General features: G+C 72.0%; 19 protein-coding genes. 8 read left to right on the top strand and 11 right to left on the bottom strand.

The window, feature by feature from the left end:
* Nucleotides 1–74: 74 nt before the first annotated feature.
* Complete coding sequence (gene trhA, locus ACN27D_RS14160) at nucleotides 75–752, top strand: PAQR family membrane homeostasis protein TrhA (RefSeq protein ID WP_121685723.1); 678 nt, start codon at nucleotides 75–77, stop codon at nucleotides 750–752.
* A 109-nt stretch (nucleotides 753–861) separates the two neighbouring features.
* Here trhA and ACN27D_RS14155 read toward each other — a convergent pair whose 3' ends face one another.
* Complete coding sequence (locus ACN27D_RS14155) at nucleotides 862–1,152, bottom strand: DUF6458 family protein (RefSeq protein WP_120572396.1); 291 nt, start codon at nucleotides 1,150–1,152, stop codon at nucleotides 862–864.
* A 117-nt stretch (nucleotides 1,153–1,269) separates the two neighbouring features.
* Between ACN27D_RS14155 and ACN27D_RS14150 the strand changes: the two genes are divergently transcribed.
* On the top strand, nucleotides 1,270–1,806 hold the full coding sequence (locus tag ACN27D_RS14150) for a SixA phosphatase family protein (RefSeq protein ID WP_120572397.1): 537 nt from the start codon (nucleotides 1,270–1,272) through the stop codon (nucleotides 1,804–1,806).
* A 9-nt stretch (nucleotides 1,807–1,815) separates the two neighbouring features.
* On the opposite strand, the gene ACN27D_RS14145 is transcribed toward ACN27D_RS14150, so the two are convergent.
* Nucleotides 1,816–2,223: a winged helix-turn-helix transcriptional regulator gene (locus ACN27D_RS14145; protein ID WP_120572398.1), complete on the bottom strand. Its 408-nt coding sequence runs from the start codon at nucleotides 2,221–2,223 to the stop codon at nucleotides 1,816–1,818.
* Nucleotides 2,224–2,362: 139 nt separating this feature from the next.
* Here ACN27D_RS14145 and ACN27D_RS14140 point away from each other — a divergent pair, with 139 nt between their 5' ends.
* Nucleotides 2,363–3,229, top strand: coding sequence for an aldo/keto reductase family oxidoreductase (locus ACN27D_RS14140; protein ID WP_357235707.1), 867 nt, complete (start codon nucleotides 2,363–2,365; stop codon nucleotides 3,227–3,229).
* Nucleotides 3,230–3,238: 9 nt separating this feature from the next.
* On the opposite strand, the gene ACN27D_RS14135 is transcribed toward ACN27D_RS14140, so the two are convergent.
* The 4 genes from ACN27D_RS14135 to ACN27D_RS14120 all read right to left on the bottom strand — a co-directional run bounded on the left by ACN27D_RS14135 (nucleotide 3,239) and on the right by ACN27D_RS14120 (nucleotide 7,495).
* Entirely contained in the window at nucleotides 3,239–3,508 is a 270-nt protein-coding gene (locus ACN27D_RS14135) for a DUF6458 family protein (RefSeq protein WP_013283345.1), read from the bottom strand.
* Between the two features lie 185 nt (nucleotides 3,509–3,693).
* A complete protein-coding gene (locus tag ACN27D_RS14130; protein WP_120572400.1) occupies nucleotides 3,694–5,550 on the bottom strand; it encodes an acyl-CoA dehydrogenase in 1,857 nt (618 codons plus the stop codon).
* A gap of 116 nt (nucleotides 5,551–5,666) precedes the next feature.
* Nucleotides 5,667–6,794, bottom strand: a complete 1,128-nt coding sequence (locus ACN27D_RS14125) for a PP2C family protein-serine/threonine phosphatase (RefSeq protein WP_421499263.1) — start codon at nucleotides 6,792–6,794, stop codon at nucleotides 5,667–5,669.
* 68 nt (nucleotides 6,795–6,862) lie between these two features.
* Nucleotides 6,863–7,495 carry a septal ring lytic transglycosylase RlpA family protein gene (locus ACN27D_RS14120; RefSeq protein ID WP_421499262.1) on the bottom strand — a complete coding sequence of 211 codons (633 nt, stop codon included), beginning with the start codon at nucleotides 7,493–7,495 and terminating at the stop codon, nucleotides 6,863–6,865.
* Nucleotides 7,496–7,655: 160 nt separating this feature from the next.
* Here ACN27D_RS14120 and ACN27D_RS14115 point away from each other — a divergent pair, with 160 nt between their 5' ends.
* Nucleotides 7,656–8,204: a phosphoribosyltransferase gene (locus ACN27D_RS14115; RefSeq protein ID WP_421499261.1), complete on the top strand. Its 549-nt coding sequence runs from the start codon at nucleotides 7,656–7,658 to the stop codon at nucleotides 8,202–8,204.
* 53 nt (nucleotides 8,205–8,257) lie between these two features.
* On the top strand, nucleotides 8,258–8,671 hold the full coding sequence (locus ACN27D_RS14110) for an ASCH domain-containing protein (RefSeq protein WP_151500991.1): 414 nt from the start codon (nucleotides 8,258–8,260) through the stop codon (nucleotides 8,669–8,671).
* Here the strand turns inward: ACN27D_RS14110 and ACN27D_RS14105 are convergent.
* The 4 genes from ACN27D_RS14105 to ACN27D_RS14090 all read right to left on the bottom strand — a co-directional run bounded on the left by ACN27D_RS14105 (nucleotide 8,668) and on the right by ACN27D_RS14090 (nucleotide 12,222).
* Nucleotides 8,668–9,549, bottom strand: a complete 882-nt coding sequence (locus ACN27D_RS14105) for an LLM class flavin-dependent oxidoreductase (protein ID WP_121686617.1) — start codon at nucleotides 9,547–9,549, stop codon at nucleotides 8,668–8,670. The genes ACN27D_RS14110 and ACN27D_RS14105 overlap by 4 nt on opposite strands.
* Before the next feature lie 50 nt (nucleotides 9,550–9,599).
* The gene (locus ACN27D_RS14100) at nucleotides 9,600–10,652 is read right to left on the bottom strand and encodes a MerR family transcriptional regulator (RefSeq protein WP_421499260.1); all 1,053 of its coding nucleotides are present in this window, start codon (nucleotides 10,650–10,652) and stop codon (nucleotides 9,600–9,602) included.
* Between the two features lie 77 nt (nucleotides 10,653–10,729).
* The gene (locus ACN27D_RS14095; protein ID WP_421499259.1) at nucleotides 10,730–11,296 is read right to left on the bottom strand and encodes an NUDIX hydrolase; all 567 of its coding nucleotides are present in this window, start codon (nucleotides 11,294–11,296) and stop codon (nucleotides 10,730–10,732) included.
* 32 nt (nucleotides 11,297–11,328) lie between these two features.
* Complete coding sequence (locus ACN27D_RS14090; RefSeq protein WP_421499258.1) at nucleotides 11,329–12,222, bottom strand: LysR family transcriptional regulator; 894 nt, start codon at nucleotides 12,220–12,222, stop codon at nucleotides 11,329–11,331.
* Nucleotides 12,223–12,310: 88 nt separating this feature from the next.
* On the opposite strand from ACN27D_RS14090, the gene ACN27D_RS14085 reads away from it, so the two are divergent.
* Complete coding sequence (locus tag ACN27D_RS14085; protein WP_121686597.1) at nucleotides 12,311–12,706, top strand: VOC family protein; 396 nt, start codon at nucleotides 12,311–12,313, stop codon at nucleotides 12,704–12,706.
* A 9-nt stretch (nucleotides 12,707–12,715) separates the two neighbouring features.
* Nucleotides 12,716–13,237 (top strand): GNAT family N-acetyltransferase, encoded by a 522-nt coding sequence (locus ACN27D_RS14080; RefSeq protein ID WP_421499257.1) that lies wholly within the window; start codon nucleotides 12,716–12,718, stop codon nucleotides 13,235–13,237.
* On the opposite strand, the gene ACN27D_RS14075 is transcribed toward ACN27D_RS14080, so the two are convergent.
* Nucleotides 13,216–13,827, bottom strand: a complete 612-nt coding sequence (locus tag ACN27D_RS14075; RefSeq protein ID WP_421499256.1) for a dihydrofolate reductase family protein — start codon at nucleotides 13,825–13,827, stop codon at nucleotides 13,216–13,218. The two genes, ACN27D_RS14080 and ACN27D_RS14075, sit on opposite strands and share 22 nt — an antisense overlap.
* Before the next feature lie 159 nt (nucleotides 13,828–13,986).
* Here ACN27D_RS14075 and ACN27D_RS14070 point away from each other — a divergent pair, with 159 nt between their 5' ends.
* Nucleotides 13,987–14,763 carry a hypothetical protein gene (locus ACN27D_RS14070; protein WP_421499255.1) on the top strand — a complete coding sequence of 259 codons (777 nt, stop codon included), beginning with the start codon at nucleotides 13,987–13,989 and terminating at the stop codon, nucleotides 14,761–14,763.
* Nucleotides 14,764–14,777 lie beyond the last annotated feature (14 nt).

The following is a 14,777-nucleotide window of genomic DNA, read 5'->3' as shown; positions in this document are numbered from 1 at the left end:
CGGTCATCCTCCCGTCGGCTGACGTGACGGTCCACACTACTTGCAAGTAACCTACGCCGTCGTAACCTATTGAGGTGACGACCTCCGCACCGTTCCGGCTCCGGCCGGCCGACATCGGGAAGCCGCGCATGCGCGGCTGGCTGCACGCGTACGCGTTCTTCGCCGCTCTCGTCTGCGGCATCGTGCTGTGTTCGATCGCCGCCGGCCGTCCCGGCTGGGCGCCGCTGGTGAGCTGCCTGATCTACAGCTTCACCGTGTGCGGGCTGTTCGGCACCAGCGCGCTCTACCACCGGCGGGTCTGGTCCGAACGCGGCTACCAGATCATGCGCCGGATGGACCACTCGATGATCTTCGTGTTCATCGCCGGCACCTACACACCGTTCTGCGCGCTGCTGCTGGACAACCGGCAGGCCACGATCATGCTGAGCCTGGTCTGGGGCGGCGCGATCGCGGGCGTGGCGGTGAAGCTGATCTGGCCGCACGCGCCGCGCTGGGTCTCCGCCCCGCTCTACCTGGCGCTCGGCTGGGTGGCGGTGGCCATGCTGCCGCAGATCCTTCATGCCGGTGGCGTCACCGCGCTGGTGCTGCTGAGCGTGGGCGGCGCGATCTACAGCGTGGGCGCGGTGTTCTACGCGCTGCGCCGGCCGAACCCGTGGCCCACCGTCTTCGGGCACCACGAGTTCTTCCACGCCTGCACGCTCGTCGCCGCGATCTGCCACCACATCGCGATCTACTTCGCGTTGTTCGCCTGAGCCGGACCGCGCCGCGCCGGCACCGCACCTCGGGCCGGACCGGGCCGCGCCGGACTCCGGACATGCGCGAGGGCCCCGCGCCGTTGCGGGGCCCTCGGGTTCCGGGGGGTCAGGCCGGGTAGCCCGAGCCCGGGCGGCGCACCTCGCGGTACTCCTCGCGCACGACGCGGTCGTCACGCACCGGCACCACCGGCTCGGCGACAACCTGCTCCCGTACCGGGGCGGCCACGACCCGGCGGCGGCTGTTCCAGAAGTAGAGCGTGGTGAGCAGGCCGGCGACGCCGGCGAGCATGAGCACCCAGCCCACCACGTTGAGGTTCAGCCATCCCAGATTGGCGTCGATGGCGAACGCGAAGATCGCGCCGAGCGCGATGAGGAAGATGCTGGCACCGATGCCCATGACGTCGCCTCCTTGGCGTCCTGCTGGCGTTTCCTGCCCGCCGCGGCCATGGATGAGGTAGCGGCACACATCGACATACCCAGGCGCTTTGATCGTCAATCAGGCAAGCTGGGCGGTATGACGGACGGCAGGAACGGGCAGCGGACGCTGGTGCTGCTGCGGCACGCCAAGGCCGAGCAGTCCGGTGACCTCCCGGACACGGACCGGTCGCTCACCGCGCGCGGGCACGCCGACGCCGCCACCGCGGGCGCCTGGCTGGCCCGGCACGGGCTGCTCCCCGACGTGGTCCTCTGCTCGCCCGCCCGGCGCACCCGGCAGACCTGGCACGACGTGGCGATGGGCATGAGCGGTTCCCCGCCGGAGGGCGGTCCCGCGGGCTCGGCTCCCGCGGTGCGATACGAGCCGACCGCGTACGACGCGCTTCCGGATCAGCTGCTGGAGCTGCTGTGGACGGTCGAGCCGACCGCCGGGACGGTGCTGCTCGTCGCGCACAACCCGGGGATCTCTCTGCTGTCGGCGCTGCTCGACCCGCAGCGGGCCGACCCGGACGGGCTACGGACCACCGATCTGGTGGTGCACCGGCCGACGACCCGCTGGGCCGACCTCGCGCCGGGAAACGCGCCGATCACCGGCCGCCACACCGCCCGCGCCTGAGCGGACGGCTCAGACCCGGCTGTCGTAGGTCGCCCGGTTGGCGAGCACGTCGTCCATGTGCGTCTCGGCCCAGGTCTTCAGGCCCCGGATCATCTCGTGCAGGGAGTACCCGAGGTCGGTCAGCTCGTAGGTGACAGTCACCGGCACCGTCGGCTCCACGGTGCGGGTGATCATTCCGTCGCGCTCCAGGGCGCGCAGCGTCTGGGTGAGCATCTTCTGGCTGACCCCGGGCAGCGTGCGGAACAGCTCGGAGTATCGCCTCGGTCGCGGCTCGCCGGCGCAGTCCGCTCCGAACCGGTGCGAGCCGTCGGTGCGCAACGCGGCCAGCACCAGCGTGACCCACTTGTCGGTGATCCGGTCGAGCAGTTGCCGGCTGGGGCACTGGGCCAGGAACGCGTCGTACTCGGCCTTGCTCATGCTCTGCTCCTGCCACGCCGGTGAGCTACGCACTTTGAGGTGCCTACTTCCCCCCGGAAAGTTACACGCCGATAGTGGAGGCCGGGCGCTGTGATCCGGCGGCGCCCGTGACGGACGACGAGAGCCAAGAGGTACACGCATGGCCCGCACCACCCTTCCCGGCGGCACCTGGACGCTGGGCGACCTGACCGTCACCCGGTTCGGCTACGGCGCGATGCAGCTCGCCGGCCCCTGGGTCATGGGACCGCCCGCCGACCACGACGGCGCCCTGGCGGTGCTGCGCGAGGCGGTCGCGCTCGGCATCACCCACATCGACACCAGTGCGGCGTACGGGCCGTTCGTCACCAACCGGCTGATCCGGGAGGCGCTGCACCCGTACCCGGATTCGCTGCACGTCGTCACCAAGGTCGGCGCGGACCGGGACGAGCAGGGCGGCTGGCCCACCGCACGGGATCCGGAGAGCCTGCGCCGGCAGGTCCGGGAGAACCTGGAGACGCTCGGCGTGGACGCGCTCGGCCTGGTGAACCTGCGGCTGGGCGACGCCACGGGGCCGCAGCCCGGGTCGCTCGCCGAGGCGCTGGACACGCTCGCCACGCTCCAGCAGGAGGGTCTGATCCGCCACCTGGGCCTGAGCAACGTGACGCCGGAACAGGTGGCCGAGGCGCGGTCGATCGCGCCGATCGTCTGCGTGCAGAACCTGTACAACCTGGCCCACCGCCAGGACGACGACCTGATCGACGAGCTGGCCCGGCAGGGCGTCGCCTACGTGCCGTTCTTCCCGCTCGGCGGGTTCACCCCGTTGCAGTCCTCGGCGTTGTCGGCGGTGGCCGAACGCCTGGGAGCGACGCCGATGGGCGTCGCCCTGGCGTGGCTGCTGCGGCGCTCGCCGAACATCCTGCTGATCCCCGGCACCAAGTCCGTCGCGCACCTGCGCGAGAACGTCGCCGGAGCCGGGCTGACCCTCTCCGGCGACGACCTCGCCGAGCTGGACCGGATCGGCCGCTGAGACGCGGCGTCAGGACGGCGGGGCCGTCGGCGGCGGCGGGTCGGGCGGCGGCGGCATCATCGCCGTCGGATGCGAGAGCCGGTTCTCCTCCACGATGAGCGTGCGGGCCCGCTTGCGACGGTCCTGCCAGAACCACAGCGTGGTCAGCAGGACGCCCAGCCCGGCCAGGATGAACACCCAGCCGACCGCGCGCAGGTCGATCCACCAGACGTTGGCCCGGATGGCGAAGGTCATGATCGCGCCGAGCGCGATGAGAAAGATGGCGCTACCAATGCCCATGTGCGCTGCACTCCCCCGTGCGATGGCCTTGGGCGTACTCCGGTCGTGGTCCGCGACGGTTACCCGCCACCGGGCCGCCTATCCACCCCGGGCACACGCACGACGACGGCCGGCGGGCTGGTGCCCGCCGGCCGTCGTCATGAGGGGGAGAGTGACGTTTCAGGGGTGAAAGCCCCCGAAAGGGCTCAGAAGACCTCCTCCGGGAGGTCCATGATCTCCAGGTCGGTGCCCTCGATGATCCGGCGGTCGGCGCCGATGCGGGGCAGCACCTCGCGGGCGAAGAACCGGGCCGCGGCGACCTTGCCGGTGTAGAAGGACTTGTCGGCCGCCGAGACCTCGCCGGCCAGCGCCTTCAGCGCCACGTCCGCCTGCTTCTGCAGCAGCCAGCCGACCACCAGGTCGCCGATCGCCAGCAGGAACCGGCGGCTGCTCAGGCCCACCTTGTAGAGCGCGCGGGTGTCGCCGCCCTGGGCCTCGCCCAGCCAGCCGGTCATCACGCCGAGGATGTTCTGGATCTCGGCGAGCGCCTTGCCGAGCGCCTGACGCTCCTCCTTGAGCTGGCCGTTGCCGGCCTCGGAGGCGATGTGCTCCTGGATCTCGGCGGCGACCGCCATCAGGGCCTTGCCGTTGTCCCGGACGATCTTCCGGAAGATCAGGTCGAGGCTCTGGATCGCGGTGGTGCCCTCGTACAGGGTGTCGATCTTGGCGTCCCGGACGTACTGCTCCAGCGGGTAGTCCTGGAGGAAGCCCGAACCGCCGTAGGTCTGGAGCGCCTCGTGACCGAGCAGCTCGTACGCCCGCTCCGAGCCGACGCCCTTGACCAGCGGCAGGAGCAGGTCGTTGACCCGCTTCGCCAGCTTGGTGGCCTTCTCGTCACCGGCCGCCTCGGCGATCGTGACCTTGTCCTGCCAGGTCGCGGTGTAGCAGACCAGCGCGCGCAGGCCCTCGGCGTACGACTTCTGCAGCAGCAGCGAGCGGCGCACGTCCGGGTGGTTGGTGATGGTCACTCGCGGGGCGGTCTTGTCGGCCATCTGGGTCAGGTCCGCGCCCTGCACCCGGTTCTTGGCGTATTCCAGCGCGTTCAGGTAGCCGGTGGAGAGCGTGGCGATCGCCTTGGTGCCGACGAGCATCCGGGCGTACTCGATGATCATGAACATCTGGCGGATGCCGTCGTGCTTCTCGCCCAGCAGCCAGCCCTTGGCCGGTACACCGTGCTCGCCGAAGGTCACCTCGCAGGTGTTCGAGACCTTCAGGCCCATCTTGTGCTCGACGTTCGTCGCGTAGACGCCGTTGCGCTCGCCCAGCTCGCCGGTCTCGGCGTCGAAGTGGTACTTCGGCACGACGAACAGCGACAGGCCCTTGGTGCCCGGGCCGCCGACGCCCTCGACGCCGACCGGACGGGCCAGCACGTAGTGGACGATGTTGTCGCTCAGGTCGTGCTCACCGGAGGTGATGAAGCGCTTCACGCCCTCGATGTGCCACGAGCCGTCCGGCTGCTGGATCGCGCGGGTACGGCCGGCGCCCACGTCCGAGCCGGCGTCCGGCTCGGTGAGGACCATGGTCGAGCCCCACTGCTTGTCGATGAACAGCCGGGCCCACTTCTTCTGCTCCTCGGTGCCCTCGACGTGCAGCACGTGGGCGAAGGACGGGCCGGAGGCGTACATCCAGATCGGGGCGTTGGCGCCGAGCACCAGCTCGGCGAGCGACCACCAGAGGGCGCGCGGGGCGTTGGTGCCGCCCAGGGACTCCGGCAGGTCCAGGCGCCAGAACTCGGAGTCCATGAACGCCTTGTACGACTTCTTGAACGACTCCGGCAGCGGCGCGGTGAACGTCGCCGGGTCGAAGACCGGCGGATTACGGTCGCTGTCCGAGTAGCTGGCGGCCAGATCCTCGCGGGCGAGGCGGTCGACCTCGCCGAGGAAGCTGCGGGCGGTGTCGACGTCCAGGTCCGTGAACGGCGCCTGGCCGAGCGTCCGGTCCGCCCCGAATACCTCGAACAGGTTGAACTCGAGGTCCCGCACATTGCTCTTGTAGTGGGTCATGCTCGCTGGCCCCGCTTCCGGACAGGTGTTACCGATCAGTAACTCCAGACTGTATTACTCGCCGGTAGGCAACGACAAGCGGATCTCGGAAGTGACAGCGATTACACACTTCCCGTTCATCCGTCGGCGGCGCCGACCTCCCAGCTCGGTACCGGGGATGCGGTGGTGCTGCGCGGGCCGACGTACTCCATCAGGATCAGCGCGATGTCGTCGTCAAGCCGGCCGTGCACCCACTCGACCAGGGCGGTCTCCAACGAGGCCAGCCCGTCCGCGACGGTGCCGTGGCCGAGCAGCCGCCAGGCGCGGTCGGCGGTGGGGAAGAACTCGCCGTCCCGGCGCGCCTCGCCCAGCCCGTCGGTGAACAGCAGCAGCCGGTCACCCGGCTCCAGCCGCTCCACCCGGGGGCGGACCACTGGCATGAAGCCGAGCGGCGGCGCGGGCGCGGGCGGCTCCAGCGGGATCACCGCGCCCCGGCGCAGCAGCAGCGGCGGCGGGTGCCCGCAGTTGACGATGGTGAGCGTGCCGCCGCGCTCCTCGACCAGGGCCGCGGTGACGAAGTCCTCGTCGCCGACGTTGCGGGCCACCGCGCGGTCCAGGTCGGTCACCACCGCGCGCAGGTCGGCCCGCTCGTACGCGACGTGCCGGTAGGAGCCGAGCACGATGCTGGCCAGGCGGACCGCGTCCAGCCCCTTGCCCCGTACGTCGCCGATGATCATGCGCACGCCGTACGGGGTGTCCATCACCTCGTACAGGTCGCCGCCGATCTCCGCCGTGGCGGTGGACGAGATGTACCGGGCGGCCACCGCAAGCGTGCCGACCTGCGGGCCGAGCGGCCGCAGCACCGCCTGCTGGGCGACCGAGGCGAGCCGGGACAGCTCCGCGATCCGGTCCGCCTGGCGCTGGCGTATCGCCGCCGTGGCGGCCGCGATCGCGGTGGCCGCCCCGACAGCCGTCACGTTGACCACTGTCACCAGCGGGCTACCCCGTTCGGCGACGGCGAAGCCGACACCGATGGCGGTGGCCAGGCCACCGACCACGAGCACCACCCGCCAGGACGCCAGCGCCGCCGCGAGGAACGGCGCGACGACCATCAGCGCGAGGTAGTGCGCCGGTCGGCCGTCCGCCAGTTCCACCGCGACCACGATCGCGAGCAGCGCGAGGGCCGCGCCGAGGCCGGCGCGGGATCCGGGACTCAGCGGGCCTCGGCCCGGCTGGAAGGGTTGCGTGCGTACATCGGACAGCATGCCTGATGGACGTGAACGGGAGAATGAACCTGGCCCGTCGGTCGTGGAAGTTCTGCCCGAGTGGCCGGTCAGCCGAGCACCTCGTACCGGACGTTCACGTGGCCGAGGCCGGTGGCGGCGATGGTCGCGAACGCGGCGCGGGACAGGTCCAGGCACCGGCCCTCGATGAACGGGCCACGGTCGTTGATCCGCACCACCACCGACTTGCCGTTGGCCGGATTGGTGACCCGGACCTTGGTGTCGAACGGCAGCGTCTTGTGCGCCGCGGTGAGCGCGTTCGGGTTGAACGTCTCGCCGTTCGCCGTCATCTGGCCCTCGGCGTAGAAGGAGGCGCCGCAGGAGCCGCTGTCCACGACCTTCGGGCTGCTCGTCTTCTTCGCCGTCGGGGACGGGGAGGCGGTCCGCGCCTTGCTCCGGGAAGCCGCCTGGGTGCGGCTCGCCTTCGGGCTCGGAGTGGCCTTCGGCGACGGGCTGAGGCTCGCGCTCGGCGAGGCCGACGCGCTCGGCGACGGGGTGGCCGACGTGGGGGCGGGCGTGCTGGGCAGCGTCTCGACCGCGACCGGTGCGGCGGGCGGCTCGGCGGAGGTGAGCCGCACGGCGCCGACGGTACCGCCGACCGCGAGCGCCACACCGACCGCCGCGGTCGCGGCGATGGCGGCGGGCGAGGAGAACTTGCGGGTACGAAGGTGCCTAGCAGCCACCGGCCCGGTCCTTTCGTCAACTGAACAAACCGGCCCGGACCGTAACGAGAGAAGCACTTCCGAAGTCAACGTGATCATGGTGCTATGCCCGCATTTACCCTGGTACGTGTAGCCGATCACGCCACCGTCGATCGGCCGAACGGCCCACCGATCCGCCAGGATGGAAACCGTGCTGAGTCGTCGCCTGATCGAGCTGTTCGGATGGATCGACCCCGGCCCGGGCAGCACCCACCTGGTCAGCGACATCTCCGGCTGGTGGTGCGACCCCGACGTGCTCGCCCGGGTCGGTCCGGCACTGGCCGGGCTGTTCCCCGAGGACCGCCCGACCGTCGTGATCGCCCCCGAGGTGACCGGGCTGCTGCTCGGCCCGCTGGTCGCGGTCGCCGCCGGAGCCGGTTTCCTGCCCGCGTACAAGGACGGCGGCGAGCGGCGCCGGGTCGGACCGACGCGCTGGGCGCAGACACCCCCTGACTACCGGGGACGGCAGCTGCGGGTCGGCGTGGACGGCCGGCGGCTGAACTCCGGCGACCGGGTGCTGCTGGTCGACGACTGGGTCGACACCGGCGCGCAACTGGACGCGCTGGGCCGGGTCGTCCGGGACGCCGGGGCCGACCTGATCGGTGCCGCCGCACTGGTCGCGACCTGCCCGCCCGAGGTCGGCGAGCGGCTGGGTCTGCGCGCCCTGGTCACCGGCGACGAGTTGCCGTGAGACGCCGGCAAACCGGATGAACGACGGCGGTACGGTGCCGTAGCGTCGGCAGCATGTGGCCCCGCATCGGTGGATTGCGCGCACTCGCCCTCGGCACGCCCGGCGAGCTGCGCACCCGGCTCAACACCCTCGTGCTCTCCGGCGTGAAGACCGCCACCGCCGGGCTGGTCCAGGAGTACGACGACGAGAACGAGGAACTGGAGTACGTCGGCGAGCGACTGGTCCTGGTCGACGACAACGACGCGCTCGTCGGCGTCGTGGAGGTCACCGGCGTCGAGGTGGTGCGCTTCGCCGACGTGCCGTGGGACTTCGCCCGCGCCGAGGGCGAGGGCGACCGGTCGATCGAGGAGTGGCGCGAGGGCCACGGCGCCTACTGGGCCCGGCAGGGCACCCCGGTCACCGACGACACCCGGATCGTCTGCCTCCGGTTCCGGCTGGTCTCCACCGAGGGCAGCGTCGGCACCTAGCCGGCCCGGCGCAGCTCCGGCAGCAGCGCCGCCGCCTCCACCAGCACCGCCTCGTCGCCGGCGTACCAGCTGCTGGCCCGGGGCCAGTGCGTCACCACGTCGGTGAAGCCCAGCCGGGCCGCCCGGGTCACCTGCTCGGCGAGGAAGCCGGCGCTGGTCAGCGAGAACACCGGTGCCGAGTCGAGCGACAGGTAGCGGTCCAGCGTCGCCGGGTCGCGGCCGGCCTGCTCCAGCGTGCGGTCCATCCGCTCGGACAGCTCCGCCACCGTGCCCCACCAGGTCTCGACGTCGTCGCCGCCGAGCCCGGTGGTGACCCAGCCCTGCCCGAACCGGGCGACCAGCCGCATCGAGCGGGGACCGTTCGCGGCCAGCACGAACGGCACCCGGGGCTGCTGGACGCACCCGGGGTTGTTGCGCGCGTCCACAGCGGTGAACCACTCCCCGCGCCAGGTCGTGCCGTCCTCCCGCAGGATCGCGTCGAGCAGCTCGGTGAACTCGGCGAACCGGTCCACGCGCTGCCGCGGCGGCAGCGTCTCGCCGCCGAGCACGGCCGAGTCGAAGCCGATGCCGCCCGCGCCGAGGCCGAGCAGCACCCGGCCGCCGGACACGTCGTCGAGCGCCGTCACCTGCCGGGCGAACGCCGCCGGGTGCCGGAAGTTCGGCGAGGCCACGAGCGTCCCCAGCTTCACCCGGGACGTCACGCCGGCCGCCGCGGTGAGCGTCGTCCACGAGTCGAACCACGGGCCGTCGACCAGGTCACGCCAGCCCAGGTGGTCGTAGGTCCAGGCGTGGTCGAAGCCCCACTCGTCCACCTGGGCCCACCGCCGGCGCGCTTCCGACCAGCGCTGGTCGGGCAGGATCACGATGCCGATTCGCATGATCGCCAGGGTACGACCCGGGCCGGACAACCCGGCCCGGGTCGCGGTGATCACGCCGCCAGGTCGGCGACCACGCAGGCGATGTTGTCCGGCGCGCCCGCCGCGTACGCCAGCTCCACCAGGCGCTCGACGGCGGCCTCCGGGTCGTCCGCCTCCGCCAGCGCGGCGTGCAGCGCGCCCGGGTCCACCACTGCGGAGAGGCCGTCGGAGCAGAGCAGGTAGCGGTCGCCGGGCAGCGCGGTCCGCAGCGCCAGATCCGCCTCCACCTCCGCGCCCGCGCCGAGCGCACGGGCCAGCAGCGCCCGCTGCGGATGCGCCCCTGCCTCGGCCGGCGTGAGCCGCCCCTGGTCGACGAGCGTCTGCACGTACGTGTGGTCCTGGGTGAGCCGGGACAGCTCACCGCCGCGCAGCAGGTACGCCCGGCTGTCCCCGACGTGCACCAGCGCGAGCCGGGTGCCGCGCCGTACGAGCGCGGTGAGCGTGGTGGCGGGCTGGTCGGCGTCGGTGGCGTGCCCGCGTACCGCCCGGTCGGCCCGGGTCACCGCGTCGGCCAGTGCGGCGAGCAGATCGGCCTGCGGCGTGTCCGCCTGCTCCAACGGCCGCAGCGCGTCCACCGCCTCGGCGCCGGCGGTGGACCCGGCCGGGCCGCGTACGCCGTCGGCGACCGCGAGCAGCGTGGCGCTCGCGTACGCGGTGTCCTCGTTGGAATCGCGGACCGTGCCGGTCTCGCAGCGCGCCGCGTACCGGAAGGTCGTCTCGGACATGGTGGTGCCCCTCTCGCTGAGCCTGTCGACGAGGAGCGCGACGGCCCGGCCGCGCGCCGCGGTGTCCGCGCTGACCCGCCGCCACCAGGCGTCGAGCGCCTCGGCGGCGGCAGCGGGCGGCAGACCGCAGACGGTACGGATCTCCGCCAGCGGCATCCCGGCCCGGCGCAGCCCGGCGATCAGCCGTGCCCGGTCCCGTTGCTCCGGCGCGTAGTAGCGGTAACCCGAGTGCGGGTCCACAGCGGCAGGGGGCAGCAGCCCGCAGTCGTCGTAGATGCGCAACGCCTTGGCGCTCAGGCCGGTCGCGCGGGCGAACGCGCCGATGGTCAGCAGTCGCACCGTGTCCTCCCTCGCGCTCCTCGTGCCGGTCACCGCGACCGGCACTGATCACGCTGGGCCTTGCCGCAGGGGACGGGTCAAGGCGTCGCTGCCGCCAGTTTGGTCAGCATCCGGCCCAGATGCGGCTCGATCGTGCCGGCCGGCGCCCCGGCCACCTCGGCCGTCGTCCACCAGCGGATGCCGGCGAACTCCACCGGATCGGGCGTGAACCGCTGGCCGCGGTGGGCGGACAGCACGTACCAGAGGCTGACGTCCGTGTGCCGCTGCTCGGGCGGGCCGACCGTCTCGGTGACGGTGAGGAACGCCGGGCGCTCGCCGAACGGCGGCGCGAAGGCCGCCGCCACGCCCAGTTCCTCCAGCAGCTCGCGGCGCACCGTGTCGGCCGGGTGCTCGCCGGGCTCGACGTGCCCGCCGCTGGGCAGCCACATGCCGGCAAGACGGTGGTCGACCAGCAGTACCGCGCCGTCGGCGGCGTCGCGGAGCAGGAAGTACGCGACCAGGTGCGGCGACGGCGTACGCGGCTTGGCCCGCCGGAAGATGTCCTCCGTGCCGGCCAGCCAGGCAAGCGCCGCCTCCCGGTGTCGCGCCTCCTGCTCGTCACCCGGTGTCAGCTCGTCGACCAGTGCCCGGATCTCGTCCCGCATCCCGCCGATGCTGCCACCCGGGTACGACGAGGTCAGTCCGGCGGCAGCGGGTTGGCGTCGACCGCCGCGCGGACGAACTCACGTACCCGGGACGTGGTGTTCCCGGCCGGCCACACCGGACCGCGACAGATCGGCGGCGCGTCGTGGATCGGCACGTAGGCCACGTCCGGGCGGGCGTAGAACTGCCGGGCCTGCTCGCCCACCGGCAGCACCCCGCGCCCCAGCGCGACGAGCGCCAGCATCTCGGAGAAGCTGCCGCCCACCGGGCCCTTCGGCACCGGGCGGCCCGCCGGGGTGCGGTCCGGCGTGCGGTCCTGCTTGAACGCGGTCGAGGTCACCGCCGGGTACTGCACCACCGGGTGGTCGCCGAGCACCTCCAGCGACACCGACTCCTCGGCCGCGAGCGGGTGGCCCGCCGCCACCGCGAGCACCCGGCGCTCGCGCATCAGCACCGGGCCGTTCGCCATGCCGTCGAAGGGGTACGAGGCGATCAGCACGTCGATGGTGCCGTCCAGCAGGCTCGATCGGGTGCTGGCCAGCGGCGCCTCGTGCACGTGCACCTCGCAGTCCGGGTGGCGCTCGGTGAACCGGGCCACCGCGCGCAGCAGCACCGGGGCCGTCGACTCCCCGACGTACGCCACCCGCAGCTCGCCGGTGAGCCCGCGCCCGGCGTCCACGGCCCGCTGCACCGCCTCCTCGATGCCGGCCACGAGAGGGCGCATCTCCTCGGCCAGGCGGGCACCGATCGGGGTGAGCCGGACGACCCGGCTGGTGCGCTCGAACAGCGGCGCGCCGATACGGCGTTCCAGCTTGCGCACCACGTGGCTGACCCGGCCGGTGCTCACCCGCAGCCGCTCGGCGGTCCGCCCGAAGTGCAGTTCCTCGGCCAGGGTCAGGAACGTCTCGATCTCGTACCGCTCCAGCACCGGACCACCTCCGTCGTTGCCTGCGGGTCAACGATCGTAGTCCGGATCGGGCTTGGTCCCGGTGGCGTGCCCGACCAGGGTTGACGGCATGCACAACGATCTCGTGACGGTGACCGGTTTCGACCACCTCGTGCTCGCGGTGAGCGACGTCGAACGCTCACTCGACTTCTACTGCGGCACGCTCGGCCTGGCCCCGGTGCGGGTCGACAGGTGGCGGGCCGGCGAGGTGCCCTTCCCGTCCGTACGCGTCGACGCCGGCACCATCATCGACCTGATCAAGGGCGACCCGGCCGGGTCCAACGTGGACCACTTCTGCCTCGTGGTCGAACCGGTCGACTGGCAGCGGGTGGTGGACTCCGGCGTGTTCACCGTGCTGACCGGCCCGGTCCCGCGCTTCGGCGCGCGCGGCACCGCCACCTCGATCTACGTCAGCGACCCGGACGGCAACACAATCGAACTGCGCTGCTATCCGGCCGACGCCTAACCTGGTCCGATGCCGGAGCTGGAACGACTCGCCGCCCACCACGCACCCGCCGTGCTGCGGTTCGAGCGGGAGAACCGGGCGTACTTCGCCCGGTACGTCCCCGACCGGGGCGACGACTTCTTCACCGGGTACGCCGCCCGGCACGCGGCCCTGCTGGACGAGCAGGAACGCGGCACCTGCCACTTCCACGTGCTGGTCGGCGACCACGGCACCGTGCTCGGGCGGTTCAACCTGGTCGACGTCGCAGGCGGCAGCGCCGAGCTGGGCTACCGGGTGGCCGAGCGCGCCGCCGGGCGCGGGCTCGCGAGTGAAGGTGTACGGCGCGTCTGCGAACTGGCCCGCACCGAGTACGGGCTGCGCCGGCTGGTCGCCTCGGCGGCCCTGGCGAACCCGGCCTCGCTGGCGGTGCTCCGGCGTGCCGGTTTCGTGCCGGGCGGCGCGGTGCCCGACTGCGCGGTGGATCTGGACGGGGAGCCCGGCCTGCGGCACACGCTCGACCTCCGCGCTCCCTACGCGGCCGCGTCCCCGTAGGCGGGCGCGCCGGCCGGCTCGTACGTCAGTTGCAGCGTGCCGTGGGCGTGGGTGACCGACTCGGTGAGCCGCAGCGCACTTGGCACCGTTCCCTCGCCGAACAGCCGCTTCCCGGTGCCGAGCACCACCGGGTACAGCCACAGGTTGAGCCGGTCGACCAGGCCCAGGCGCAGCAGCGACTGCACCAGGTCCAGGCTGCCGATCACGTGCACCTCGTCGTGGCGGGCCTTCATCTCGGTGACGCGCTCGGCGAGGTCACCCTGCACCAGCGACGAGTTCGCCCAGGTCAGCGGTTCGGCGAGCGTACGGCTGGCCACGTACTTGGGCACGCCGTTGAGCAGCCCGGTGAAGGGGATGTCCGCGGGCGCCTGGGGCCAGTAGCCGGCGAAGATGTCGTACGTCTTGCGGCCCAGCAGGAGCGCGTCCATGCTGCTCGCCTGCTGGAACATCACCGCGCCGGACTTCTCGTCGAGCAGCGGCATCTGCCAGCCGCCGTGGCTGAAGCCGCCCTCGCGGTCCTCGTCGGGTTCGCCGGGAGCCTGCGCCACGCCGTCGAGGGTCAGGAACTCTGTCACGATCAACTTGCCCATGAGTCCGCTCCTCCGGTTTCTGCTCCGTCAACCGGCAGACCCGGCCACGACCCGCAACTCATCGCCGCCGGAATCACCTGTGCCCCTGTCGCCTCCAGCGTAAGATCATTCTCTTCGGCAGGCGTACGCCTTCCGGAGTCCTCGAAGGCGGATTTCGCCATGATCCCCGATCGGACTGAGACAAGCGTCCTCCTGGACGAGGCACTGGCGGGTGTGGCCGTCGCGTTCCAGGGCATGACGGCCCACGAGCAGGAGTCCAACTGCGAGTGCCACTGGGGCAGCGCGGAGGAACTGGCACTGCTGAAGACGCCGGACGTGCCGCTCGACGATGACCTGTTTCGTCGCACGTACTGGACCATGGACTGGCACTATCCCGGTCTGCTGCTGCGCCGGATCCTGCCCCAGGTGACCCAGCACCTCGTGACCGGCCGAATCGTGCTGATGGACGGGCTGGGCAGTCTGGCGGACTTCTTCGCCGTCTCCCCCTGGCACGAGTGGCCGAGAGAGCAACAGGCCGCCCTGCGGAAGTTCCTGAACGTGTGGTGGGTGCACGTCCTGGTCGAGCCCGACGCGAAGGTGCCCGCCCATGCGGCCCTGTCGTTCCTCGCCGAGGCCACCACAGAGCTCACCCCGTGGCTGGCCGACTGGGCGGAGGCGCTGGCCGACGAGCCGGCCCGGCGACACCTGGCCCAGGCCATCGATGAGTGGATGTACGACCTGCGGGGCGATGCGCTGCCGTGGCCGAGCTGGCACGACATCGACGCGTGGGCCCCCGCTCTGCAACTGTGGGTGATCCGACACGCGCCCACCGTCCTGCGCGAGTACGACGCGTCGGCCGAACTGCTCGAGGACATCCGCCGGTTCAGCCTTCCCGACTCCGAGCGGTACGACAAACCGCTCTCGCGGTGGCGCTCCAGGCGCCCGTGGCCTGAGTGACGTCGAAAGCCCTG

This window comes from Micromonospora sp. WMMD1274, from assembly GCF_049179035.1.
Classification (GTDB): Bacteria; Actinomycetota; Actinomycetes; order Mycobacteriales; family Micromonosporaceae; genus Micromonospora; species Micromonospora tulbaghiae.
Note: the sequence above shows the minus strand (reverse complement) of the source record. Positions and strands in the feature narration are given on the sequence as shown.